Origin of the sequence: uncultured Pluralibacter sp. (genome assembly GCF_913775985.1) — a bacterium.
Classification (GTDB): Bacteria; Pseudomonadota; Gammaproteobacteria; order Enterobacterales; family Enterobacteriaceae; genus Pluralibacter.
This window is the reverse complement of the sequence record NZ_CAJYMB010000018.1, coordinates 1-25132: the sequence shown is the minus strand read 5'-3', so window position 1 is coordinate 25132 and position 25132 is coordinate 1. Positions and strand designations below refer to the sequence as shown.

Sequence of the window (25132 nt, the reverse complement as noted above, 5' to 3'; positions counted from 1 at the left end):
ACTCAATAATTGTGATGACCAATCTTGTAACACTTGAAAATATCGCCGTCAGCTTCGGCACGCGGCGCGTGCTGTCCGACATCTCCCTGACGCTCACCTCCGGTAAAATTCTTACGCTGCTCGGCCCCAACGGCGCCGGTAAATCTACCCTGGTGCGGGTTGTGCTCGGACTGGTCGCGCCCGACGAAGGGCGCATCGCGCGCGAGCCAAAACTGCGCATCGGCTATGTGCCGCAGAAACTGCATCTGGACGCTACGCTACCGCTCACCGTAAGCCGCTTTCTGCGCCTGCGTCCCGGCACCCGCAAAGCAGATATCCTGCCCGCCCTCAAGCGCGTGCAGGCCGGCCATCTGCTCGAAGCGCCGATGCAAAAGCTCTCCGGCGGCGAAACCCAGCGCGTGCTTCTGGCCCGGGCGCTGCTGAACGCCCCGCAGCTGCTGGTGCTCGACGAACCAACCCAGGGCGTCGACGTTAATGGTCAGGTGGCGCTGTACGATCTTATCGACCAGCTGCGCCGGGAGCTTAACTGCGGGGTACTGATGGTTTCCCACGATCTGCATCTGGTGATGGCCAAGACCGATGAAGTACTGTGCCTCAATCACCACATCTGCTGCTCCGGCACGCCGGCAGTCGTCGCCCTGCACCCGGAATTTATCTCCATGTTCGGCCCGCGCGGTGCCGAGCAGCTCGGTATCTATCGCCACCAGCACAACCACCGCCATGACTTACAGGGACGCATCGTCCTGCGTCGGGGAAACAACAACTCATGATCGAACTTCTGCTTCCCGGCTGGCTCGCCGGGATGATGCTTGCCTGCGCCGCGGGCCCGCTGGGCTCTTTTGTCGTCTGGCGCCGGATGTCCTATTTTGGCGACACGCTGGCACACGCCTCACTGCTGGGCGTCGCCTTTGGCCTGCTGCTTAACGTTAATCCATTTTACGCGGTGATTGCCGTTACCCTGATCCTCGCGGGAGGACTGGTGTTTCTGGAACGCCGCCCTCACCTGGCAGTGGATACGCTGCTGGGGATTATGGCCCACAGCGCCCTGTCCCTTGGGCTGGTTGTGGTCAGCCTGATGTCAAACGTGCGGGTCGACTTAATGGCCTATCTGTTTGGCGATCTGCTGTCGGTAACGCCCGAGGATCTGATCTCTATCGCCCTCGGCGCGGTGGTGGTGATTGGAATTCTGGTCTGGCAGTGGCGTAATCTGCTGTCGATGACCATCAGCCCGGATCTGGCCTTCGTTGACGGGGTGAAGATCCAGCGCGTCAAGCTGCTGTTGATGCTGGTGACGGCGCTGACGATTGGCGTGGCGATGAAGTTTGTCGGCGCGCTGATTATCACATCTCTGCTGATTATTCCCGCCGCCACCGCGCGACGCTTCGCGCGCACGCCGGAACAGATGGCCGGTCTGGCGGTTATTGTCGGGATGATAGCGGTGACAGGCGGGCTGGTGCTCTCTGCGTTTTACGACACGCCGGCGGGCCCGTCGGTGGTACTCTGCGCGGCAGCGCTGTTTATCTTCAGCATGTGTAAGAAAGCCGCCGCATAGGCTGCCCGATCGCCGGGCGGCCTCGCCCGGTAGGGCTCAGGGCATTTCCGGCGGCGTGATGCCGAAGTGGTCCCAGGCGCGCACCGTCGCCATTCGCCCCCGCGGCGTGCGCTGCAGAAAGCCCTGCTGAATCAGATAGGGCTCCAGCACGTCTTCAATGGTTTCCCGCTCCTCGCCGATGGCCGCCGCCAGGTTATCCAGCCCGACTGGTCCACCGAAGAACTTATCAATGATTGCCAGCAGCAGCTTGCGGTCCATATAGTCAAAGCCTTCCGCGTCCACGTTCAGCATGTCCAGCGCCTTGGCGGCGATGTCGGCAGAAATAGTGCCGTCGTGGCGCACTTCGGAAAAGTCCCGCACCCGGCGCAGCAGCCGGTTAGCAATACGCGGCGTGCCCCGCGAGCGGCGGGCGACTTCCAGCGCGCCATCCTCGCTCATCTCCAGCCCCATAAACCGGGCGCTGCGCCCGACGATATACTGAAGATCGGGCACCTGATAAAACTCCAGGCGCTGCACGATGCCGAAGCGGTCGCGCAGCGGCGAGGTAAGTGAGCCTGCGCGGGTCGTGGCGCCAATCAGGGTAAACGGCGGCAGATCGATTTTTATCGACCGCGCCGCCGGGCCTTCACCAATCATGATATCCAGCTGATAGTCTTCCATTGCCGGATAGAGCACCTCTTCAACCACCGGCGACAGGCGGTGGATCTCATCAATAAACAGCACGTCGTGAGGTTCGAGGTTGGTGAGCATCGCCGCCAGATCCCCCGCCTTCTCCAGCACCGGGCCGGACGTCGTGCGCAGGTTGACGCCCATTTCGTTGGCGACAATATTCGCCAGCGTGGTTTTACCCAGCCCCGGCGGTCCAAAAATCAGCAGATGATCGAGGGCGTCACCGCGCAGCTTCGCCGCCTGGATGAAAATCTCCATCTGGGTGCGCACCTGCGGCTGGCCGATATACTCTTCGAGCAGTTTCGGCCGGATTGCACGGTCAACCCCGTCTTCCGGCGTCACGGTGCCTGCGGATACCAGGCGGTCGGCTTCAATCATCCCTTACCTCACATGGCGGCGCGCAGGGCGTCGCGAATTAACGTTTCACTACTCGCATTTGGCGCGGCAATTTTGCTGATCATTCGGCTGGCTTCCTGAGGTTTATAGCCCAGCGCTACCAGCGCGGCAACCGCCTCCTGCTCCGCGTCGTCGGCGGCCTGGCTTGCCGGTGACGTCAACACCAGATCGGCGGCAGGAGTAAAGAGATCGCCGTGCAGCCCCTTAAAGCGGTCTTTCATTTCTACCACCAGCCGCTCGGCGGTCTTTTTGCCGACGCCCGGTAGCTTAATCAGCGCCGCTGAATCTTCGCGCTCGACCGCGTTGACAAACTGGTGTGCGGACATGCCGGAAAGAATAGCCAGCGCCAGCTTTGGCCCGACGCCGTTGGTCTTGATCAACTCGCGGAACAGGGTACGCTCCTGCTTGTTGTTAAAGCCGAACAGCAGATGGGCGTCTTCGCGCACCACGAAGTGCGTAAACACAACTGCTTCCTGACCAAGTTCGGGCAGCTCGTAGAAACAGGTCATTGGCATATGGACTTCGTAGCCAACGCCACCGGCCTCCAGCAACACCAGCGGGGGTTGTTTTTCAATAATGGTGCCTCTGAGTCTGCCGATCACATACTGCTCCTGTTGTCATATTTCAGCCTGCGCCGGGGCAGATGAAATATCCTGGGGAAATTGGGGATGAAGAACAACGTATCATAAAAAAAGGCTGGATAAATATCCAGCCTGATTTGTCGGTTTAGCGCAATCTGCCGCGGGCCAGGTTTAGCCGCGTCGAGCTCACCTGCATCGCATTTTGACTCACGTGACAGTGGGTGATGGCGATCGCCAGCGCATCGGCGGCATCCGCTTGCGGATTTGCGGGGAGCTTAAGCAGGGTGCGCACCATGTGCTGCACCTGGCTTTTCTCCGCGCTGCCGATGCCGACAACCGTCTGCTTGACCTGCCGGGCCGCGTACTCAAACACTGGCAGATCCTGATTCACCGCCGCGACAATTGCTACGCCGCGCGCCTGGCCGAGCTTCAGCGCCGAGTCGGCATTTTTCGCCATAAACACCTGTTCGATGGCGAAAAAATCCGGCTGGAACTGGGTAATTATTTCCGACACGCCCGCATAGATAAGCTTCAGGCGGGAGGGTAAATCATCCACTTTGGTGCGGATGCAGCCGCTGCCGAGATAGCTAAGCTGCCTGCCGACCTGGCGAATGACGCCGTAGCCGGTAATACGCGAACCTGGATCAATACCGAGAATAATCGCCATCGCGCGCCTCCGCACCGGGGTTTAAGCGCGCCATCAGAGGGTCGCTGCTACCTCGTCAGAGATCTCACCGTTGTGATAAACCTCCTGCACGTCGTCGCAGTCCTCCAGCATATCGATCAGGCGCAGCAGCTTCGGCGCGGTTTCCGCATCCATGTCCGCTTTGGTGGACGGGATCATCGAAACTTCAGCGTTGTCCGCTTTCAGACCGGCTGCTTCCAGCGCGTCGCGTACGGCACCCATCTCTTCCCATGCGGTGAAAACGTCGACCGCGCCGTCATCGTAGCTGACCACGTCTTCCGCGCCTGCTTCCAGCGCCGCTTCCATAATGGTGTCTTCGTCACCGGCTTCGAAAGAGATAACCCCTTTCTTGCTGAACAGATACGCCACGGAGCCGTCGGTACCGAGGTTGCCGCCGGTTTTGGTGAAGGCATGACGCACTTCGGCAACGGTGCGGTTGCGGTTGTCGGACAGGCACTCAACCATGATAGCGGTGCCGCCCGGGCCGTAACCTTCGTAGATGATGGTTTCCATGTTGGCATCATCATCGCCGCCGACGCCGCGCGCGATTGCGCGGTTCAGGGTATCGCGGGTCATGTTGTTAGACAGCGCTTTATCAATCGCCGCGCGCAGGCGCGGGTTTGAGGCCGCGTCACCGCCGCCCAGACGCGCTGCGGTAACCAGCTCGCGAATGATTTTAGTGAAAATTTTACCGCGCTTGGCATCCTGAGCTGCTTTGCGGTGTTTGGTGTTGGCCCATTTACTGTGACCTGCCATAAATTTCTCTCCAAAAGAGCGGCCCGCGGGCCGCTTAAATTACAAACTCTTCAATCGCCTGCCGGTTGCTCCAGGATTTGGTAAGCGCCGCCGCGTCTGCGGCATTCACCCAGCGGTAGGCCAGGTGTTCGCTTATCGTAATCTGGCGCTCGTGGGGCAGCGCAAGACAGAACCAGGATTCGGTATTGCGCTCCACGCCCGGCGCGTAGCGATGACGTAAATGTGAAAAAATTTCAAACTCCACCGTGCGCTGACAGTCAATTAAGGCCAGCTGCCCCTCGGCAACATCAATGGCGACCTCTTCCTTTACTTCGCGCGCGGCGGCCTGCGGCGCGGTTTCGCCCTCTTCCAGGCTGCCGGTTACCGACTGCCAGAAGGCGGAATCATCGCGCCGCTGCAGCATCAGCACCCGCTTCGTATCTTCGGCGTAAATCACCACTAAAACCGAGACGGGACGCTTATATGCCATCTTCGTTAGTCCTTCTTTACCACCTGGATACCCAGCTCGCCCAGCGAGGCCGGATTGGCAAAGCTCGGTGCTTCGGTCATCAGGCAAGCGGCGGCAGTGGTTTTCGGGAAGGCAATAACGTCGCGAATATTATCGGTACCGGTCAGCAGCATCGTCAGGCGATCCAGACCAAATGCCAGGCCCGCGTGCGGCGGCGTACCGTACTTCAGGGCGTCCAGCAGGAAGCCGAACTTCTCGCGCTGTTCCTGCTCGTTGATGCCCAGAATACCGAATACCGTCTGCTGCATGTCGCCATTGTGGATACGCACGGAACCGCCGCCCACTTCATAACCGTTGATCACCATGTCGTAGGCGTTCGCGACGGCTTCTTCCGGCGCGGCTTTCAGCTCGGCGGCGGTCATGTCTTTCGGCGACGTAAACGGATGGTGCATGGCACTCAGGCCGCCTTCACCGTCGTCTTCGAACATCGGGAAGTCGATAACCCACAGCGGCGCCCATTTGTTTTCGTCGGTGAGGCCGAGGTCTTTACCCAGCTTCAGGCGCAGCGCGCCCAGCGCGTCGGCAACCACTTTCTTGCTGTCGGCACCGAAGAAAATCATATCGCCGTCCTGCGCGCCGGTGCGCTCAAGAATCGCTTCCACTATATCGGCGGTAAGGAATTTAGCCACCGGGCTGTTAATGCCCTCGAGGCCTTTTGCACGCTCGTTAACCTTGATATACGCCAGGCCCTTCGCGCCGTAGATCTTCACGAAGTTGCCGTATTCGTCGATGAGTTTACGCGTCAGGGACGCACCGCCCGGCACGCGCAGCGCGGCAACGCGGCCTTTCGGATCGTTGGCCGGACCGGCGAAGACGGCGAACTCAACCGCTTTCAGCAGATCGGCAACGTCCACCAGCTCCATCGGGTTGCGCAGATCCGGCTTATCCGAACCGTAGCGGCGCTCGGCTTCGGCAAAGGTCATTACCGGGAAGTCGCCGAGGTCGACACCGATAATTTCCTGCCACAGTTGACGCACCATCGCTTCCATGATTTCACGCACCTGCGGTGCGGTCATGAAGGAGGTCTCCACATCAATCTGGGTAAATTCCGGCTGGCGGTCGGCGCGCAGGTCTTCGTCGCGGAAGCATTTCACAATCTGATAATAGCGATCGAAACCGGACATCATCAGCAGCTGCTTGAACAGCTGTGGAGACTGCGGCAGCGCGTAAAATTTGCCTTTGTGCACGCGGGACGGCACCAGATAGTCGCGCGCGCCTTCCGGCGTCGCTTTGGTCAGCATCGGCGTTTCGATGTCGAGGAATCCGCTATCGTCCATAAAGCGGCGAACGAAGCTGGTAATTTTTGCACGGGTTTTCAGGCGGGTCGCCATTTCCGGGCGGCGCAGGTCGAGGTAGCGGTACTTAAGGCGCGCTTCCTCAGTGTTCACGTGGTTGGAGTCAAGCGGCAGCGATTCTGCGCGGTTGATGATAACCAGATCCGAGGCCAGCACTTCCACCGCGCCGGTGGCCATGTCGCTGTTGACGTTTTTCTCGTCGCGGGCGCGCACGGTGCCGGTGACCTGGATGCAAAACTCGTTACGCAGTTCAGAAGCCAGCTTCAGGGCGTCCGCGCGATCCGGATCGAAAAATACCTGAACGATCCCTTCGCGGTCGCGCATATCGATAAAGATGAGGCTGCCAAGATCGCGTCGGCGATTGACCCAACCACAAAGAGTCACCTGCTGCCCGACGTGGGTCTGACGCAGCTGCCCGCAATATTCTGTACGCATGAGAGTTCCCTTAACTTAGCCGCAGGCCGATTGTCGCCTGCCTCGCAGGCACTACTGTCGCAGCTTTAGCTGAATGTCACAACTGGATGAAAAAAGGCGGCTATTATACTGGAAATTCTGGCCTACGATAAGTGTATCGCGCACCGGACGCGCGTTTGCTGTACGCTTAGTGCGCGTACTCACAAAAATTAACAAATTCTGCAACGCAATCCGCCCGCGTCCGATCGTATCGTTAGCCTTTCAGCACTCTCTATACAGGAAATCAAGATGTCCGACATTGACCTTAATGCGAAAACAACGGCCCTGGTGATTATCGACCTACAGGAAGGCATTTTGCCTTTCGCCGGCGGGCCGCACCGGGCCGACGAGGTGGTTGACCGCGCGGCGGAGCTTGCCGCCCGCTGCCGCGAGCAGGGCGCACCGGTGATTCTGGTACGGGTGGGCTGGTCTGCCGACTATGCCGAAGCCCTCAAGCAGCCCGTCGATGCCAGCGCGCCCGCGCAGGCGCTGCCGGATAACTGGTGGACTTATCCGCCGGCGCTCGGCAAGCAGGAGAGCGACATTGAAGTCACCAAGCGCCAGTGGGGCGCGTTTTACGGCACCGATCTGGAGCTGCAGCTGCGCCGCCGGGGCATTGATACCATTATCCTGTGCGGGATTTCGACCAACATCGGCGTGGAATCTACCGCCCGCAACGCCTGGGAGCTGGGCTTTAAGCTGGTGATTGCCGAGGACGCCTGCAGCGCCGCCACCGCCGAACAGCATCAGGGCAGCGTCAAAAACATCTTCCCGCGCATTGGCCGGGTGCGCAGCACCGCGCAGATCCTCGACGCGCTATGATCTACATCGGTCTGCCCCAGTGGTCGCATCTCGCGTGGCCCCGGCTCGGCATCAGCGGCCTGGAGGATTACGCCCGCTTCTTCAACTGCGTGGAGGGTAACACCACCCTGTACGCGTTGCCGAAGGCGGACATCGTGGCCCGCTGGCGCTCGCAGACCGATGACAACTTCCGCTTCTGCTTTAAGTTTCCGGCCACCATCAGCCACCAGGCGTCGCTGCGCAGCTGCGGCGACCTGGTGGCTGAGTTTTTCGATCGCCTCGAACCGCTGGCCCCGCGCATTGGCCAGTACTGGCTGCAGCTACCTGCTACCTTTTCTCCCCGGGATCTGCCGGCGCTGTGGGCGTTTTTCGACGCCCTGCCCGCCGCGTTTACCTACGGCGTCGAAGTGCGGCACCCGCTCTTTTTTGCCAAAGGTGAGGAGGAACAGGCGCTGAACCGCGGGCTGCGCGACCGGGGCATCAACCGGGCGATCCTCGACAGCCGCCCGGTGCACGGCGCGCCGGCGCGCAGTGAGGCAATGATTGAGGCCCAGAATAAAAAGCCGAAATTGCCGGTGCACGCGGTCGCCACCGCGCGCAATCCGCTGGTGCGCTTTATCGGCAGCGACGATATGGCCCAGAACCGCGCCCTGTTTGCCCCCTGGCTGACCAAGCTGCCGCAGTGGGTTGAAAGCGCGACGCCGTATCTTTTCCTGCACACCCCGGACATTGCCCATGCGCCGGAGCTGGTGGACACGCTGTGGCCGGATCTGCTGCAGGTGCTGCCGGAAGTGGGCGCGGCACCCGCCATCCCCCGCCAGGAGACGCTGTTCTGAATTATATTCAAAAGCCAACAGCTCCTGCGAAATCATCCATACAGAAATAAATCATTAATCTGCTTTCTTTTATTTTTTTGGTTATAGCGACAGACATTTTGTTATATTGAAAACATAGTCATTATTGCCATTAACAATTGACATAAATGTTTTCACCTACCAATATTTGCTCAGGGTATATTGTGTAACCGCTATTATTTTAAGAAAATACACTCATTAAGGGGAGTTTTAAAATGATTGAATTGACATCTACTGAAGTTGATGCCGTCTCAGGTGCCGGTTTTATTCAAGACTCATTATCCTCGATCGGCGGCAGCCTCGGCAATGCTGGCTATAACCTTATTGGCTCACAGCTAAACGTAACCCTACCTATTATTGGTAATATTTCACTTCCGGGCATCGCACCTAATTTAGGTCGTAATGTTGGTTCTACTGTTGGCAGTGCGATTGGCGGTTCGATTGAATCCACGCTGGCGAAAACGCCATTGATTGGCGGTTTAATTAATAAGTTACTGGGCAACTGATCGACGTAGCCTCTGCGCAAGATTGAATTGTTATACGATATACCCACACAGACTTTCATTTTAAATTAACGCTAAGTAACAGTAAGCGGCCTAAAATAACCCACGACAATATTAGCGTTATCTTGTGTTATTAATTTAACAACACTATGCTCGATCGCGCAGGTCATACCTCACCAAAAGCACTTCCTGTAAACTTCTCTTTTCGCCTTTTCCTACCTATCATAATGTCTGCCATCGGCCAATTTAACAGGGAGTTTGTATGGTAAGCGCGCTGTATGCCGTTCTGGGTGCGTTGGTTTTAATCAAGTTTTCGTTCGACGTGGTGCGCCTGCGCACCCAGTATCGCGTTGCCTACGGCGACGGCGGCTTTAGCGAGCTGCAAAGCGCAATTCGCGTTCACGGCAATGCAGTAGAGTACGTGCCGGTTGGGCTTATCCTGCTGCTGTTTATGGAGATGAACGGTGCCGAAACCTGGATGGTGCACGTCTGCGGGATTTTGCTGATAGCAGGGCGGCTGATGCACTACTACGGCTTTCACCATCATCTCCACCGCTGGCGCCGCTCGGCGATAAGCGCGACCTGGTGCTCGCTGCTGCTGATGGTGCTGGCGAACCTCTGGTATATGCCGTGGGAGTTGGTTTTCTCCCTCCGTTAGCGCACAATACGCCGTTTTTTATTTTCTGGAATACCGTTATGTCCCATCGCGACACGCTTTTTTCTGCGCCTATCGCCCGCCTCGGCGACTGGACTTTTGATGAAAAAGTGGCCGAAGTTTTCCCCGATATGATCCAGCGCTCGGTGCCGGGCTACTCGAATATCATTTCGATGATTGGCATGCTGGCCGAGCGCTTCGTCCAGCCCAATACCCAGGTTTACGATCTTGGATGCTCGCTGGGCGCGGCTACTCTCTCCATTCGCCGCAACATCGCCGCGGCGGGCTGCAAAATCATCGGCGTGGATAACTCCCCCGCGATGGTGGAACGCTGCCGCCGCCACATTGACGCCTATAAGGCGCCGACGCCGGTGGAAATTATCGAAGGCGACATCCGCGACATCCACATTGCAAACGCCTCGATGGTAGTGCTCAACTTCACGCTGCAGTTTATCGAGCCCGAAGAGCGTCAGGCGCTGCTGGCTAAAATCTGCGCCGGGCTGAATCCGGGCGGCGCGCTGGTGCTGTCGGAGAAATTCAGCTTCGAAGACAGCAAGGTCGGCGAACTGCTGTTCAATATGCACCACGACTTTAAGCGCGCCAACGGCTACAGCGAGCTGGAGATAAGCCAGAAGCGCAGCATGCTGGAAAATGTCATGCTCACTGACTCGGTAGAGACCCACAAGGCCCGACTGCGCGCTGCCGGCTTCGCCCACAGCGAACTGTGGTTCCAGTGCTTCAACTTTGGCTCGCTGGTGGCCCTGAAAGCCGGAGCGGACCAATGATCGAGTTCTCAAACTTCTATCAGCTGATTGCCAAAGAGCCGCTGCTGGCCCGCTGGCTGGAAACCCTGCCCGCTCAGGTGGGCGCCTGGCAGCGCGAATCCCTGCACGGCCAGTTCAAACAGTGGGCGCGTTCGGTGGAGTATTTACCGGAGATCCAGCCGTGGAAGCTCGATCTGCTGCACAGCGTTAGCGCCGAGAGTGAAGCACCGCTGGGCGATGGCCAGATGAAGGGCATCGAGCAGCTGCTACGCAACCTGATGCCCTGGCGCAAAGGCCCGTTCTCGCTGTACGGCCTGAATATTGATACCGAGTGGCGCTCCGACTGGAAGTGGGATCGGGTTCTGCCGCATCTCTCCGATCTTGCCGGACGTACCGTGCTGGACGTCGGCTGCGGCAGCGGCTACCACATGTGGCGAATGGTTGGCGCGGGCGCGAGGCTGGCGGTGGGCATCGATCCGACCCAGCTGTTCCTGTGCCAGTTCGAAGCCGTGCGCAAGCTGCTGGGCGGCGACCAGCGCGCGCATCTGCTGCCGCTGGGCATTGAACAAATGCCCGCCCTTAACGCCTTTGATACCGTCTTTTCGATGGGCGTGCTGTACCACCGCCGCTCGCCGCTGGAGCACCTGTGGCAGCTTAAAGATTAGCTGGTCAGCGAAGGCGAACTGGTGCTGGAGACGCTGGTGGTTGAAGGCGACGAAAATACGGTGCTGGTGCCGGGCGACCGCTACGCCCAGATGCGCAACGTATTCTTTATTCCCTCAGCCCCGGCGCTCAAACAGTGGCTGGAGAAGTGCGGGTTCGTGGATGTGCGCATCGTCGATATGAACCGTACCTCAACCGACGAGCAGCGCGGTACCAGCTGGATGACCACCGAGTCCCTCTCCGACTTCCTCGATCCCGATGACAGCAGCAAAACCATCGAAGGTTATCCGGCGCCGCTGCGCGCGGTGCTGGTAGCGAAAAAACCCTAGTCGCGCCGCGCTTTTCAGGATCCTGACTATCCCAAAAAAGCATAAAAAAAGGCCCCTGTTAATGGCAGGGGCCTGGTACAAATAGCACCATGTTGGGCGACATGGTGCGCGGTAAAATCGTTAGCGGGCGCAGCCGGTAATGATCGCTTTCATTTCAGCAACCGCATCGCCGTTGACGGCGTAGCGGGCATACTCATCGGCGTCCGGGTCGGTGGACATCGACAGCCCCGGATTGCGATAGCGCATCGCCGAAGGCAGCCACTGTCCGGCAGAGCTGTGAACTTCCTTGACGCCGGCATCGAGAAACGCCTTCAGATTACTCGCCCGAATGCCAGCACCGGCCATTATACTTGGAGCATCTCCCCGGCGAATAAGTTCCGCAATGCGCAAAAGACCTTTTTCCGCCGTGGGCTGCTGGCCGGAAGTCAGCACCCGCGCGACCCCAAGTTGGGCAAGATTATCAAAGGCCTGCAGCGGATCGGCGCACATATCGAAGGCCCGGTGAAAAGTGACCGCCATCGGCCCGGCGGCGGCCATGATCTGGCGCATGCGCGGCATATCCACCCCGCCATCGGCGTCAAGCACGCCGATAACCAGCCCCGGAAAGCCGAGTTCCCGCACGGCGCTCACGTCATCCAGCATCGCCGCAAACTCGCCTTCGGTGTAGCAAAAGTCGCCGCCGCGCGGGCGAATAATCGGGTGTACCGGGATCGTCACCTCGCGGCGCGCCGACCTTAGTACCCCCGCCGACGGCGTCAGGCCGCCCTCCAGCGGCGCGGCGCACAGCTCAATGCGGTCCGCTCCCCGGCGCTGCGCTTCGCGCGCGCACTCCATGCTGTAACAGCAGACTTCCAGCAATGTCATCTTAATTCTCCTGCACCTGTTCCCGGACATGATGCCACAGCGCGACGCTCCGCACGCCGCGCCGGCTCACGGTCCGGGGTTATCACGCCTCGCTGGCGACAATCTCTTCCAGCGTCCACGGATGAAATTTGATGGTCACCTTGCCGTCCGTGACCGCCAGGGTCGGGTTGGGCAGGCGCTCGCGCTCCCCTTTCGGCGCGCTGGTTTTAACGAAAATGCCGGGCTGGGCCAGCCCCTCGTCGGAGAGCAGGGCCAGCGCCCGCGCGCTGAGGGTTTCCGGATCGCCGGGCAGCACAATCTCAATATGCTCCCAGCCTTCGTGGGGATAGCGCTTCTCGCCTGGCCACGGCAGCTCAACCACGCTAAAACGCCAGTGGGCCACGCACACCGGCTCGCGCAGCTTAAACAAGCAGATGGGCCGGCCGTTAATAATGCTCTGCGACAGCAGCTCGCCGCACTGCTCAAGCCCCGTCCGCCAGCGTTCTGCCGTCGCGTTCTGGTGGCAGCGCAGGGAGATGTGGTCCGCCGCCAGCGGGGCGATGTCCAGCCCCAGCCTCCGGGCCAGACCGTTAAGCGCCTCTCTAAAGCGCGGTAAATCGGCGGCAATATCCGCCAGCTGTTCAATGTGTTGCCAGTTCGCCATGTGCTCTCTCCTGTTTTCGGGCGTTAATTTACTCTGCTTCGCCCGCGCGACCAACTCTCGATTAAGCGCTCAATTGCGAAGAACCAAGTTAGATATCAACTCAGATAGCCAGCTTCAAATTAACTACTTTGTTTCCTGAGGCCATGCAATGCGCGACTTCATGGGATCCCGATAAAGAACACTTAAGGCTGAACGTGTTAGATTTTTGGTTTATACTCCCCGCCTTAATTTGTCCACACTCCGGCGCTGCCCGCATCGCTTTGCAGCCCCACAAACGTAAGGTATTTCGGTGAACATTCAGGCTCTTCTCTCAGAAAAAGTCAGTCAGGCCATGATTGCGGCAGGCGCGCCTGCCGATTGCGAACCGCAGGTTCGTCAGTCAGCAAAGGTACAGTTTGGCGACTATCAGGCTAACGGCATGATGGCAGTTGCAAAAAAACTGGGCATGGCCCCGCGACAGCTCGCAGAGCAGGTACTGACCCATCTTGACCTGAGCGGCATCGCCAGCAAGGTTGAGATCGCCGGACCGGGCTTTATCAACATTTTCCTCGACCCGGCGTTTCTGGCGCAGGGCGTGCGCGACGCGCTGGCTTCCGAGCGCCTCGGCGTGAGCAAGCACGCGCCGCAGACCGTGGTTATCGACTACTCCGCGCCGAACGTGGCGAAAGAGATGCACGTCGGCCACCTGCGCTCCACCATTATCGGCGACGCGTCGGTACGCACCCACGAGTTCCTCGGCCACAAAGTGATCCGCGCTAACCACGTCGGCGACTGGGGTACCCAGTTCGGCATGCTGATCGCCTATCTTGAGCTCAAGCAGCAGGAAAATGCCGGCGACATGGCGCTCGCGGATCTGGAAAACTTCTATCGCGAAGCCAAAAAGCATTACGACGAAGATGCCGCTTTTGCCGAGAAGGCGCGCGGCTACGTGGTGAAGCTGCAGGGCGGCGACGAGTACTGCCGCCAGATGTGGCGCAAGCTGGTGGACATCACTATGTCCCAGAACCAGCTCACCTACGAGCGCCTCAACGTTACCCTGACACGCGATGACGTGATGGGCGAAAGCCTGTATAACCCGATGCTGCCGGGTGTCGTCAGCGACCTGAAATCCCAGGGCCTGGCCACCGAAAGCGAAGGGGCCACCGTGGTGTTCCTTGACGAGTACAAAAACAAGGAAGGCGATCCGATGGGCGTTATCGTCCAGAAAAAGGACGGCGGCTATCTGTACACCACCACCGATATTGCCTGCGCGAAATACCGCTACGAAACGCTGCACGCCGATCGGGTGCTGTACTACATCGACTCCCGCCAGCACCAGCACCTGATGCAGGCGTGGACCATCGTGCGCAAGGCCGGCTACGTACCGGACTCCGTGCCGCTTGAGCACCACATGTTCGGCATGATGCTGGGCAAAGACGGCAAGCCGTTTAAAACCCGCGCCGGCGGCACCGTGAAGCTGTCAGACCTGCTGGACGAAGCGCTGGACCGCGCCCGCCGCCTGGTGGCGGAGAAGAACCCGGACATGCCCGCCGACGAGCTGGAAAAGCTGGCTAACGCCGTCGGCATCGGCGCGGTGAAATATGCCGATCTCTCGAAGAACCGCACCACCGACTACGTCTTCGACTGGGACAACATGCTCGCCTTCGAGGGTAACACCGCGCCGTACATGCAGTACGCTTACTCCCGCGTGCTGTCTGTGTTCCGCAAGGCCGGTCTGGAAGAGAGTGCGGTGGTCAACGCCCCGGTGGTGATTACCGACCCGCGCGAAGCCCAGCTGGCCGCGCGCCTGCTGCAGTTTGAGGAAACGCTGAACGTGGTGGCCCGCGAGGGAACACCGCACGTGATGTGTTCCTACCTGTATGATCTGGCGGGCCTGTTCTCCGGCTTCTACGAGCACTGCCCTATTCTCAGCGCCGAAAGCGAAGAGACCCGCAACAGCCGCCTGAAGCTGGCGCTGCTGACGGCGAAAACCCTGAAGCTGGGTCTTGACACTCTGGGCATTGAAACGGTTGAGCGCATGTAATAATTTTATTGCATAGCACAACATTATTATTTCGCCAGGGACGGCGTAAATAAGTTAATTGTTTTAACGTATTTAAATAAAAGTGGTTATAGCCATATAGGTGCTGTATGGTAGCCGCCATTGCTGGCATTCAGCACCCCTTTAAGGATTTCTCCGGGGGTTTTTTATTCATTACATCCCACTGCATTCCCATCATGCGTAGAGTTGCTTGTGCATTTGCTGCAGGCAACTTGAATAATTCAGGTCTTTAAATAACACCCTACTATTAATCAGTATATTGACAGTTAAAAGATGCGGGCCGCTACGGCACGGAATTAATAACGCCATGATAATATGCGGTTAATAATTCAAATAGCACAACTGTCACTGTATTGCCTAAACAATACATTAGCGTACCTGATTTAAAGTTATCTGCTCGTTCAATTAAAAACGCCACGATACTTTAGATAAATAGAATTAAAAGAAGCCGCATCAGATATTTCAGAAAGGATATCAATTCCCGCGCTCAGCCGTCGCGCAACCTCTTCCCCGGCATTGATGACACGGACGACACGCTATCGCAGCGGATTATGCCCTGGATACTCGTTGCAACATCTCGCAGTCCGATAGCGGCCCCCATCCCGCAGGCCAAAAGAAAGCCCGGCAGGGAATCCCCTGCCGGGCTACGGCGTACTGCACAGCTTAGCGCGCCGGCTAACGCTTATTTGCCCAGGATTTCCCGGCGCACGATCTCTGCCCCGGCGCTCAGCGCGTTCAGCTTGCCGCGCGCCACCTGGCGGGGCAGCGGCGCCATCCCGCAGTTGGTGCACGGATAGAGCTTATCGGCGTCGACATACTGCAGCGCCTTGCGCAGCGTTGCCGCCACCTCTTCCGGGGTTTCAATCGCGTGGGTGGCGACGTCGATGGCGCCTACCATCACTTTTTTGCCGCGGATAAGCTCAATCAGCTCCATCGGCACGTGGGAGTTCTGGCACTCGAGCGACACAATATCAATGCTGGATTTTTGCAGCTTCGGGAAAATCTCCTCGTACTGGCGCCACTCGGATCCGAGGGTCTTCTTCCAGTCGGTATTGGCTTTGATGCCGTAGCCGTAGCAGATATGGACCGCGGTTTCGCACTTCAGCCCTTCGATAGCGCGCTCCAGGGTCGCGATCCCCCAGTCGTTCACTTCGTCAAAGAAGACGTTAAAGGCCGGCTCGTCAAACTGGATAATGTCAACGCCCGCGGCTTCCAGCTCCCGAGCCTCTTCGTTGAGGATTTTGGCAAACTCCCAGGCCAGCTTTTCGCGCCTTTTGTAGTGGCCGTCGTACAGAGTATCAATCATGGTCATCGGCCCCGGCAGCGCCCACTTGATAGGCTGGCTGGTCTGCTGGCGCAGGAACTTAGCGTCCTCCACGAATACCGGCTTCTGGCGCGATACCGCACCGACTACCGACGGCACGCTGGCGTCATAGCGATCGCGGATTTTAACCACTTCGCGTTTGGCAAAATCGACGCCGTCGAGATGCTCAATAAAGGTGGTGACAAAGTGCTGGCGGGTCTGCTCGCCGTCGCTGACGATATCAATGCCCGCGTGCTGCTGTTCCTGCAAAGAGAGGCGCAGCGCGTCCTCTTTGCCTTCTGTTAATTCACGATCTTCCAGTTTCCAGGGCGACCACAGGGTTTCCGGCTGGGCCAGCCAGACCGGTTTTGGCAGGCTGCCGGCGGTGGAAGTAGGTAGCAATGTTTTCATAGCAGGTGACCTTGTCTAATAGGTGTCTTACAGCGCGTCATTCGCAGACCACTGCGCAAGAATGGCTTTGTAGGGTTTGATAAAGTGTTCTTCCGTAAATTTGCCCTGCTCGATAGCCAGCCGGCTGCGCTCTTCGCGATCGTAAACGATGCGCGTCACGGAGTGATCCGGATTGTTCAGGGCCGGCTGATACTCCTCGCCGGCGGGCGAATTGGCGTTATAAATTTCCGGGCGATAGATTTTTTGAAAGGTTTCCATCGTGCTGATGGTGCTCGCCAGCTCAAGGTCGCTGTAATCGGCAAGCAAATCCCCCGAGAAATAGAACGCCAGCGGCGCAACGCTATTTTGCGGCATGAAATAGCGCGCGTGCAGGCCCATCTTATTAAAATAGAGATCCGTCAGAGACGGCGCATCCTGCTGATATTCCGCACCCAGCACCGGATGCTGATAGCCGGTACGGCGGTAGATATTTTTGCTGGAGACGCTCAGGCAAATCACCGGCGCTTTGGCAAAATGCTGGCGGTAGGCTTCTGAGTTAGCAAAGTACTTAAACAGATTGCCGTGCAGGTTGCCAAAATCATCAGGTACGCTGAACTGTTCCCGGTTTTTATTATGCTCCAGCAGACGCACGCTAAAATCATAATCGCGGACATAAGAGGAGAAATTATTGCCAACAATACCGTCCAGACGCTCGCCGCTTTTTTTATCCAGCACGCTGGTCTTCAATACTTCAATAATTGGAAAACCTTCGCCAGTGCCCGCAATATCGATTTCGGCAGAGATAATATCTAACTCGACGGCATAGCGGTCGCCTTTCGGATTATCCTGCTGCACCAGCGAATTAAAGCGGTTGTTCATCATCGTCAGCGCGTTGCGCAGATTCTGCTGGCGCTTCTCGCCCCGGGCCAGGTTCGCGAAGTTAGTGGTAATTCGCGTATTTTCTGAAGGGTTATAGTTCTCATCAAAGCGCAGGCTTTTAATTGACAGTGCGAAGTCTTTATTCATTGCGATCCGGTATCCTGATTTATGCTGTCAACCTGATGTGAAGGGCTTATAAAAATAACCTTCATATTCCTGGGTTTTATCATCAGCACTATTTATATTGTCTTGCTAAATTTATGCCAGAGTCGCCAGTTAAGGAAAAGTGATATAATTTCAGGGAACATGAAGCATCTTCATGTTGCTCGCCAGCACGATACGAAATCTCACGTTCAGACAAAAAAAAGAGCCGATGCTGCCATCGACTCTTGTTTAAAACCTTTTAGTTAAAAATACTTACGCAAATACTCCGTCAGGCACAGCATCGCCATCGCCTGACCGTACGGCATCGACGTGAGCGGGATATGGCGATAAAAATCCAGGTCGCTGCCCATCCCGGTACCGAAGGAGGTCTGCAGCAGCTCGCCTTCCGGCGAGATATTGGCCACGATGCCGCGCACTGCCGCTTCGGCCACCAGCGCATACTCTGCGGACACGTAGCGCTTGCGCACCGCTTTCAGGATCCCATAAGCGAAGCCTGCGGTAGCAGACGCCTCGAGATAAGCGTCCGGGTCGTCAAGCAGGGTGTGCCACAGCCCGCTCGGGTGCTGGCACTGCGCCAGCGCGGCTATCTGCGCGTTAAGCACCTGCACCAGATAGCGGCGCACGGCGCTGGTCTCGGGCAAGTCCACCACCTCGAGGAAATCAGGAATGACGATGGTCAGCCAGCTGTTGCCCCGGGCCCAGCGCGCGTTGGCGAAGTTATGCTTGCCCTCGTAGCTCCAGCCGTGGAACCACAGCCCGGTCTCCCTGTCCATCAGGTTCTGCACGTGGAGCATAAACTGATAGATGGCCTCCTCAACGTAGTGCGGGCGGTTAAGCAGCTTGCCGATTTTCGCCAGCGGCAGCACGGTCATCATCAGCGTGTCGTCCCACATCTGCTGGTGATTTTCCTCTGCCAGAGTGATGTGCTGCATGCCGCCGGCCTCGGTGCGCGGCATCTCGTACATGGCCCACTCCGCCCAGCTGTCGAGCCACGGCAGCAGCGCCGGGTTGCGCGTCTCTTCGTAGCGGTAGGCCAGCGTCAGGAACGGCGCCATGGTGTTGACGTTTTTGGTGGTCGCGCCTTCGGCGAAGCGGTCGCTGAACCACTGGTCGACGATAGCCAGCATTTCGGCCTCGCCGGTCTGCTGGTAATACTGATGAATGCCGTACAGCCCGACGCCGTGGGTCCACTCCCAGCCGGCCCAGCCTTTGGTATCAATTATCCGGCCGTCGTCGAGGCGCAGGAGAAACGCGCCAGTTTCATCGTGAATATTGACCAGATTGTGAATGACTTTGCGGATAAGCCCCTTCAGCTCATCTCTGGCGATAAAGCGCTCCGGCTGGCGCAGCAGCGGACTGTGTTTTACGGGCCAGATTTTCATACGATTAACCTCTGTGATATGTCGAATTCAGTTCCCCGCGCGGCGCCAGGGCCGGCGCGGGAGGATTATGGCGATTCAGGTAACCCACGTTGTTATTGCCCCACAGGGACTCAAACGGCATGCCGGCCAGCATCTCAACGGTGGCGCGGGCCTCGGGGGTGACTGCTTCCGGCGCGGCGCGTCCGCTGGCGCGCATTTTGGCGGTCTCTTCGCGCAGCACGCTGTGGGTAGCGAGATTGAGCTTAAAGCGCAGGGAGACGAGGAAGCCGCAGGCCAGCACCAGCAGGGTGCCGACGCTTAAGATAAGCAGAATGGTATGGCTCACCTGGGCGGGCTGCGTCGCCTGACCAGAGACAAATCCGGACAGCTGCATCACGATGCCCACCAGCATTACCGCCCCGGCCTGAGACGCTTTACGGGTCAGGGTCATGATCCCGGCGAAGATCCCCTCGCGGCGCTGGCCGGTGATAACCTCATCCACATCGGCGATGTAGGTATAGGTGTTCCACGGCACGTAGTTGATCCCGCCGCGGCCAAGACCGGCAACCGCTGAAACCAGCAGCATCAGGGACCAGATATCGCTCAGCCCGGCGTAGTAAAGCAGCGCGTAGGAGAGCGAGCTCAGGCCAAACAGCACCACCACCATCCGGTAGGACGGCGCGGGCCCGAAGCGGATGCACAGCGGGATCATGGCAATCACCGCGATAAACTGGAAAATCGCCATCGTGCCGAGCAGGTTCGACACCGCCGACGCTTCGTGCATCAGCACGAACACCACGTAGTAGGTGAAGACCGCGTTAAATACGTCCTGGGCGATATAGCCCCCGAGGTACATACCCAGGTGCTGGCGGAAGATGCGGATCCGCAGCGTCGAGCCCAGCTCAATAAACAGACGGTTGAGGCTCTGGCTCAGGGACAGCTTTTTCTTCTCCTCTTCGGCGCGCAGGGCGGCTTCGCTCCACTCTTCGCGCGGGCGCTCCCAGGTAAAAATCCAGACGAAAATCAGCATCATGGCGCACAGCACAGAGAAGACGAGGCTGGCGTAAAAGAAAGAGACGGCGTTGTCTTTGCCAAACTGGGTCAGCAGGATGCCGGGCAGGAACGAGGCGAGGATCGCCGACATCTGCGCCATGCCGATGCGCGCCCCGGAAAATTTGGTTTTCTGCTTAAAGTCATCGGTCATTTCCGGTACCAGCGTCTCGTAAGGCACGAGGATCATGGTGTAGACCACATCGAACAGCAGATAAGTCAGCAGGTAGTACCAGAACCCCATGTCCCCGACCCACATCAGCGAGTAGCTGAACACGCAGGGGATCCCCAGCAGGATAAAGAACTTGCGGCGGCCGAAGCGTTTGCCGAGCCAGGTGGAGCCGAAGTTGTCGGTCAAAAAGCCCATCAGCGGGCTGACCACCGCGTCCAGCACCCTGGCGGTGGCAAAAATAAAGGTGGCCTCAATGGGCGTGAGCCCGCAAAAGGTGGTGTAGAAATACAAAAGCCATGCGGCGGTAAGCGCCGTGGTCCCCGCCCCGAGGAAATCTCCCGAGCCGTAGGCGAGGTAGTTCGCGAATCCGATTTTGCGTGTTTTCATTGCCGTAAATCCCGTGTCTGTATTCCCGGAGAGCAGGCTCCGACGCTGCCGGAGCAATCCCTAACACGGCTACAGTAAAACGCGGCCTGAGGGTTAACCTTTCTGTTTCTGCCATCCGCCGCGCGCCCGTGGCAAAAACACAAAGAGCAGGCGTACCGAATTCACTGATTTATAAAACAGTGTTTCAATTCAATCAAAAGGAAGGGTCAGTTTTGAGAAGCCGCCAGCATAAAATGTGGGGGATTAGGCACGGACTAGCGGTAGTTGACGATAACCTGGTTACTTTGCACTTTCAGCGCCGGGATCAGCCGCCCGCCGCCGGGCACGTCCCAGACGAAGCGCAGCGGCTCGGCCGCCGACAGATTCTGCAGCTCGCGGGTAGTGCCGCTCTGGGCGTCAAGCGCGACGCAGCGGGTCTGGGCGCACAGCCGCACCCGCAGCCCGGCAGGTGTCGGACCGTTAAGCACGTAGCGCCAGGCCACCAGGGTGATCAGCCCGTCGGCGGGCATTGCGGCGGCAAGCGGCGGCGAGGAGGCCGCCTGGCCGCGGTAATTAAGGGTTACCCCCGGCCCGCTGGCCTGCCAGGCGCCCTCCCCTGCCGCGTCGACAAACAGCGGCAGGAACAACATCAGTGCGGCCAGCGTGCGCATTACTGACCTCCGATAGTGGCGGTCATGCGGATTTGGCGATTGTCCGCCAGCTCCAGGTTTGAAAGCACCGCCAGCTGTGGCAGCGCGCGGCGCAGGAAGCGCGACAGCAGCGGGCGCAGGGCATGATTGACCAGCAGCACCGGCGGCGCGCCGAGCATCTCCTGGCGGGAGAGCGCCTCCTGGGTCTGGGCCAGCAGCCTGTCCGCCAGTCCCGGCTCCAGGCCACCGCCGTTCTGCAGGGCCTGCAGCAGCAGGCGCTCCAGCGGCGTATCCAGGCCGATAACCTGCACCTCCGCGCCGCCGGGGAACCACTGCTGGGTGATGGCGCGCCCGAGGGCGACCCGCACCACGTTAGTCAACTCATAGGGATCGCTCTGCACCGGAGCATGCTCGGCGAGGGTTTCAATCACCGTGCGCATATCGCGGATCGGTACCTTCTCATCGAGCAGGTTTTGCAGCACCTTGTGCAGCGTGGTCAGGGTCACCACGCCCGGGACCAGATCCTCTGTCAGCTTCGGCATCTCCTGGGTAACGCGCTCCAGCAGCAGCTGCGCCTCCTGGCGGCCAAACAGCTCGGCGGCGTGCAGGCCAATCAGGTGGTTGAGGTGGGTGGCGACCACGGTGCTGGCCTCCACCACCGTATAGCCCTGGATCTGCGCCTGCTCTTTGAGGGCGCTCTCGATCCAGATGGCTTCGAGGCCAAAAGCCGGATCGACGGTCTGTTCGCCGGGCAATGTGCCCGCCGCGGTGCCCGGATTAATTGCCAGCCAGCGCCCGGGATAGGCATCGCCGCTGCCCACCTCAACGCCTTTAAGCAGAATACGGTAGCGGGCCGGGGGCAAATCCATATTGTCGCGAATGTGCACGACCGGCGGCAGGAAACCCATCTCCTGGGCGAATTTCTTACGGATGCTGCGGATGCGCCCGAGCAGCTCTCCGTCCTGCTGGGCGTCCACCATCGGGATCAGCCGGTAGCCCACCTCCATGCCGAGGGTATCTTCCAGCTGAACGTCGCTCCAGCTGGCTTCCAGCGCCTGCGCGCCGGGTGCCACCTGTACCGGCGCAGGCTGTGCGGAGGCACTCTGCTCGCGGCCGCGCAGCCACCAGGCGAGGCCCAGCAGCGCGGCGGTAAACAGCAGAAAGACAAAATTAGGCATCCCGGGCACCATTCCCAGCAGCCCCAGTACCGCGGCGCTGAGCAGCATGACCCGCGGGTTGCTGAACAGCTGGCCCACCATCTGCTCGCCCACGTCCTGATCGGTGGCGACCCGGGTGACAATCACCCCGGCGGCGGTAGAGATAACCAGCGCCGGGATCTGTGCCACCAGCCCGTCGCCGATGGTCAGCAGAGTGTAGGATTCCGCGGCTTTATCCAGCGACAGCCCGTGCTGGAGGACACCCACCAGCAGGCCGCCGATAACGTTAATCACCATAATCAGGATCCCGGCGATGGCGTCGCCGCGCACGAACTTGCTGGCCCCGTCCATCGAGCCGTAGAAGTCCGCCTCCTGCGTCACCTCCGCGCGCCGACGGCGGGCGTCCTCCTCGCCAATCAGCCCGGCGTTGAGATCGGCGTCGATAGCCATCTGCTTGCCCGGCATGCCGTCGAGCACGAAGCGCGCTCCCACCTCGGCGATGCGCCCCGCGCCCTTGGTGATGACCATAAAGTTAATGATCACCAGAATAACGAACACCACGATGCCGATGGCAAAGTTGCCGCCCACCAGGAAGTGGCCGAAGGCCTCCACCACCTTGCCCGCCGCCGCTGCGCCGGTATGTCCGTCCATCAGAATGATGCGGGTCGAGGCCACGTTGAGCGCCAGGCGCAGCAGAGTGGTAAACAGCAGGATGGTGGGAAAGGCGGCGAACTCCAGCGTGCGCTGGGTGAACATTGCCACCAGCAGCACCATGATCGACAGGGCAATATTAAAGGTGAACAGCAGATCGAGCACGAAGGCCGGCAGCGGCAGCACCATCATCGACAGGATCAGCAGGATCAGCACCGGCCCGGCGAGCACCTGCCAGCGGGTGGATTTCAGCGTTGTGGGCAGGCGCAGCATCGCCACCAGATTAGCCATCGCGATTGTTCTCATCGTTCATAAAGTCCAGCCCCTCGGGCACCGGCAGGTTGTCAGGTTTCGGCGGCGCCGTGCCGCCCGCCAGCCGCCAGCGCCGCAGCTGCCAGACCCAGGCCAGCACTTCGGCTACCGCCGCGTACAGCGTGCCGGGGATCTGCTGGCCTATCTCGGCGTGGCGGTACAGGGCGCGAGCCAGCGGCGGCGCCTCCAGCTGCGGGATACGGTGGGTAACGCCCAGCTCGCGGATGCGCAGCGCGACTTCCCCCGCGCCTTTCGCCACCACTTTCGGGGCGCTCATTTTGCCTTCCACGTACTGCAGCGCTACCGCGTAGTGGGTCGGGTTGGTGACGATCACATCGGCCCTGGGTACGTCGCTCATCATCCGCCGCCGCGCCGCCGCGCGCTGCAGCTGGCGAATGCGCCCCTTCACGTGCGGGTCGCCCTCGCTTTGCTTAAATTCATCGCGGATATCCTGGCGGGACATGCGCAGCTTCTTCAGGTGGCTGAATATCTGAAACAGTACGTCAAACGCCACCATGGGGATCGCGCCCAGCGCCACCAGCAGCGCGCACAGCCCGACCATATCCAGGGCGCTGCGCATCCCCACCAGCGGCGGCTCGCTGATAAGGCGCATCATGTCGGGCCAGTGCGACCAGACGAATGCGCCGGTTACGCAGCCCACTAGTACCGACTTAAGCACCGCCTTCACCAGCTCCGCCGCGGTCTGGGCGGAAAACATACGCTTGATGCCCGGCAGCGGATTGAGCTTGTCAAACTTGAAGCCGATCGACTTCGGGCTGAACAGCAGGCCGCCCAGCGCCATCGGTCCCAGCAGGGCCACAATCACCACCCCGGCAATCAGCGGCGTCAGCGCCAGCATCGCCTGCTTAATCAGCAGGATTATCTGGCCGAGGATCAGGTTCGGATCGCTGACAATCTGGTGGTCGAAGCGCAGGCCGGAGGCCAGCAGCGCCGCCAGCCTGCGGGCCAGGGACTCGCCGCCGAACCACAGCACGCAGACGCCCACCAGCAGGATCAGCAGCGAGGTCAGCTCGCGGGATCGCGGGATCTGCCCCTCTTCCCGCGCTTTTTCCAGCCGCTGGGGCGTGGGGGCTTCTGTTTTGTCTTCGCTGTCGCCGCTTTCCGCCACCGGGCTCGTCCTGCCGTAAATTCGTCAGGCATATCATGCCAGCGCCGGCGGCGTCTAATAGGGGGAATATGGGGAAAAGGGAGGGGCTAATTAGGGCTTTAGCGGGCGGGATGGGTGGTCTGTCGCGGGCATTCGCGGCAGCCGGGTTGCGCCGCGGCTGCCGCTGAAAGTATGACGGGTGTTATTATTCAACATCGTCCATGTCGCTGTTCCCCGCGCCAGCCATCAGCGCCTGCGCGGTGACCGCGCTGTCGACGCTGAATATCTGCTCCGGCAGCGTAAACCCGCGCAGCGCCAGCAGCGCCAGCGGGCCGCTCCCCAGCTGGGTGCGCAGCACCCACTGCAGCGTTTTTCCGTCCGGCGCGCTGAAGCTCAGCATCCACTGGCTGCCGTCAAGCCGCTGCCGTTTCCCCTGCTCCAGCCAGCGGATAAAGCCCCAGGTTCCGCTGTAGTCCCCGAACAGGCGCGCTCCGGCGCTGGTGGAGGTCCAGGTCAGCATTGCGCCCGGCTTATACGTCTCTCCCGGCCAGCGGAA

The 25132-nt window shown here is 59.5% G+C and carries 24 protein-coding genes and 1 pseudogene; 9 read left to right on the top strand and 16 right to left on the bottom strand.

Going from position 1 to position 25132, the window contains the following annotated elements; translation table 11 throughout:
* Positions 1-14: 14 nt before the first annotated feature.
* Together znuC and znuB are read left to right on the top strand one after the other, a co-directional pair.
* On the top strand, positions 15-770 hold the full coding sequence (gene znuC / locus QZ766_RS02965) for a zinc ABC transporter ATP-binding protein ZnuC (RefSeq protein WP_297197072.1): 756 nt from the start codon (positions 15-17) through the stop codon (positions 768-770).
* Complete coding sequence (gene znuB / locus QZ766_RS02960) at positions 767-1552, top strand: zinc ABC transporter permease subunit ZnuB (protein WP_297197070.1); 786 nt, start codon at positions 767-769, stop codon at positions 1550-1552. Before znuC ends, znuB begins: the two co-directional genes overlap by 4 nt.
* 36 nt (positions 1553-1588) lie before the next feature.
* On the opposite strand, the gene ruvB is transcribed toward znuB, so the two are convergent.
* The 6 genes from ruvB to aspS form a co-directional block, all read right to left on the bottom strand.
* A complete protein-coding gene (gene ruvB / locus QZ766_RS02955; RefSeq protein WP_297197068.1) occupies positions 1589-2599 on the bottom strand; it encodes a Holliday junction branch migration DNA helicase RuvB in 1011 nt (336 codons plus the stop codon).
* Between the two features lie 8 nt (positions 2600-2607).
* Entirely contained in the window at positions 2608-3219 is a 612-nt protein-coding gene (gene ruvA, locus QZ766_RS02950) for a Holliday junction branch migration protein RuvA (RefSeq protein ID WP_297197067.1), read from the bottom strand.
* Between the two features lie 124 nt (positions 3220-3343).
* On the bottom strand, positions 3344-3865 hold the full coding sequence (gene ruvC / locus QZ766_RS02945) for a crossover junction endodeoxyribonuclease RuvC (RefSeq protein WP_297197065.1): 522 nt from the start codon (positions 3863-3865) through the stop codon (positions 3344-3346).
* A 33-nt stretch (positions 3866-3898) separates the two neighbouring features.
* Positions 3899-4639 carry a YebC/PmpR family DNA-binding transcriptional regulator gene (locus tag QZ766_RS02940; protein WP_297197063.1) on the bottom strand — a complete coding sequence of 247 codons (741 nt, stop codon included), beginning with the start codon at positions 4637-4639 and terminating at the stop codon, positions 3899-3901.
* 34 nt (positions 4640-4673) lie between these two features.
* Positions 4674-5108: a dihydroneopterin triphosphate diphosphatase gene (nudB, locus tag QZ766_RS02935; protein WP_297197061.1), complete on the bottom strand. Its 435-nt coding sequence runs from the start codon at positions 5106-5108 to the stop codon at positions 4674-4676.
* Positions 5109-5113: 5 nt separating this feature from the next.
* Complete coding sequence (gene aspS / locus QZ766_RS02930; protein WP_297197059.1) at positions 5114-6877, bottom strand: aspartate--tRNA ligase; 1764 nt, start codon at positions 6875-6877, stop codon at positions 5114-5116.
* A 267-nt stretch (positions 6878-7144) separates the two neighbouring features.
* Between aspS and QZ766_RS02925 the strand changes: the two genes are divergently transcribed.
* The 6 genes and pseudogenes from QZ766_RS02925 (at position 7145) to cmoB (ending at position 11464) form a co-directional block, all read left to right on the top strand.
* Positions 7145-7717 carry a hydrolase gene (locus QZ766_RS02925; protein WP_297197058.1) on the top strand — a complete coding sequence of 191 codons (573 nt, stop codon included), beginning with the start codon at positions 7145-7147 and terminating at the stop codon, positions 7715-7717.
* Positions 7714-8532: a DUF72 domain-containing protein gene (locus tag QZ766_RS02920; RefSeq protein ID WP_297197056.1), complete on the top strand. Its 819-nt coding sequence runs from the start codon at positions 7714-7716 to the stop codon at positions 8530-8532. Before QZ766_RS02925 ends, QZ766_RS02920 begins: the two co-directional genes overlap by 4 nt.
* Positions 8533-8765: 233 nt before the next feature.
* Entirely contained in the window at positions 8766-9056 is a 291-nt protein-coding gene (locus QZ766_RS02915; RefSeq protein WP_297197054.1) for a hypothetical protein, read from the top strand.
* Positions 9057-9315: 259 nt separating this feature from the next.
* Positions 9316-9711 carry an MAPEG family protein gene (locus tag QZ766_RS02910; RefSeq protein ID WP_297197052.1) on the top strand — a complete coding sequence of 132 codons (396 nt, stop codon included), beginning with the start codon at positions 9316-9318 and terminating at the stop codon, positions 9709-9711.
* Between the two features lie 38 nt (positions 9712-9749).
* The gene (gene cmoA / locus QZ766_RS02905; protein WP_297197050.1) at positions 9750-10493 is read left to right on the top strand and encodes a carboxy-S-adenosyl-L-methionine synthase CmoA; all 744 of its coding nucleotides are present in this window, start codon (positions 9750-9752) and stop codon (positions 10491-10493) included.
* A pseudogene (cmoB, locus tag QZ766_RS02900) lies at positions 10490-11464 on the top strand (tRNA 5-methoxyuridine(34)/uridine 5-oxyacetic acid(34) synthase CmoB). Before cmoA ends, cmoB begins: the two are co-directional and overlap by 4 nt.
* A 120-nt stretch (positions 11465-11584) precedes the next feature.
* Here cmoB and cutC read toward each other — a convergent pair.
* Both cutC and QZ766_RS02890 read right to left on the bottom strand, forming a co-directional pair.
* Complete coding sequence (gene cutC, locus QZ766_RS02895) at positions 11585-12328, bottom strand: copper homeostasis protein CutC (RefSeq protein WP_297197048.1); 744 nt, start codon at positions 12326-12328, stop codon at positions 11585-11587.
* A gap of 82 nt (positions 12329-12410) precedes the next feature.
* On the bottom strand, positions 12411-12971 hold the full coding sequence (locus QZ766_RS02890; RefSeq protein WP_297197046.1) for a VOC family protein: 561 nt from the start codon (positions 12969-12971) through the stop codon (positions 12411-12413).
* A 289-nt stretch (positions 12972-13260) separates the two neighbouring features.
* On the opposite strand from QZ766_RS02890, the gene argS reads away from it, so the two are divergent.
* A complete protein-coding gene (gene argS, locus QZ766_RS02885; protein ID WP_297197044.1) occupies positions 13261-14994 on the top strand; it encodes an arginine--tRNA ligase in 1734 nt (577 codons plus the stop codon).
* Positions 14995-15694: 700 nt separating this feature from the next.
* Here the strand turns inward: argS and QZ766_RS02880 are convergent.
* The 8 genes from QZ766_RS02880 to QZ766_RS02845 all read right to left on the bottom strand — a co-directional run.
* Complete coding sequence (locus tag QZ766_RS02880; RefSeq protein WP_297197042.1) at positions 15695-16726, bottom strand: methionine synthase; 1032 nt, start codon at positions 16724-16726, stop codon at positions 15695-15697.
* A gap of 27 nt (positions 16727-16753) precedes the next feature.
* Positions 16754-17731 carry a DUF1852 domain-containing protein gene (locus QZ766_RS02875; RefSeq protein WP_297197040.1) on the bottom strand — a complete coding sequence of 326 codons (978 nt, stop codon included), beginning with the start codon at positions 17729-17731 and terminating at the stop codon, positions 16754-16756.
* 260 nt (positions 17732-17991) lie between these two features.
* The gene (locus QZ766_RS02870) at positions 17992-19131 is read right to left on the bottom strand and encodes a glycoside hydrolase family 88 protein (RefSeq protein ID WP_297197038.1); all 1140 of its coding nucleotides are present in this window, start codon (positions 19129-19131) and stop codon (positions 17992-17994) included.
* Between the two features lie 4 nt (positions 19132-19135).
* The gene (locus tag QZ766_RS02865; protein ID WP_297197036.1) at positions 19136-20719 is read right to left on the bottom strand and encodes an MFS transporter; all 1584 of its coding nucleotides are present in this window, start codon (positions 20717-20719) and stop codon (positions 19136-19138) included.
* A gap of 254 nt (positions 20720-20973) precedes the next feature.
* Positions 20974-21369 (bottom strand): flagellar protein FlhE, encoded by a 396-nt coding sequence (locus QZ766_RS02860; RefSeq protein ID WP_297197034.1) that lies wholly within the window; start codon positions 21367-21369, stop codon positions 20974-20976.
* Positions 21369-23447 carry a flagellar biosynthesis protein FlhA gene (gene flhA / locus QZ766_RS02855; protein ID WP_297197101.1) on the bottom strand — a complete coding sequence of 693 codons (2079 nt, stop codon included), beginning with the start codon at positions 23445-23447 and terminating at the stop codon, positions 21369-21371. Before flhA ends, QZ766_RS02860 begins: the two co-directional genes overlap by 1 nt.
* Positions 23440-24597, bottom strand: coding sequence for a flagellar biosynthesis protein FlhB (gene flhB / locus QZ766_RS02850; protein ID WP_297197032.1), 1158 nt, complete (start codon positions 24595-24597; stop codon positions 23440-23442). Before flhB ends, flhA begins: the two co-directional genes overlap by 8 nt.
* A 184-nt stretch (positions 24598-24781) precedes the next feature.
* A partial coding sequence (locus tag QZ766_RS02845) for a type VI secretion IcmF C-terminal domain-containing protein (protein ID WP_297197030.1) occupies positions 24782-25132 on the bottom strand: 351 nt, incomplete at its 5' end.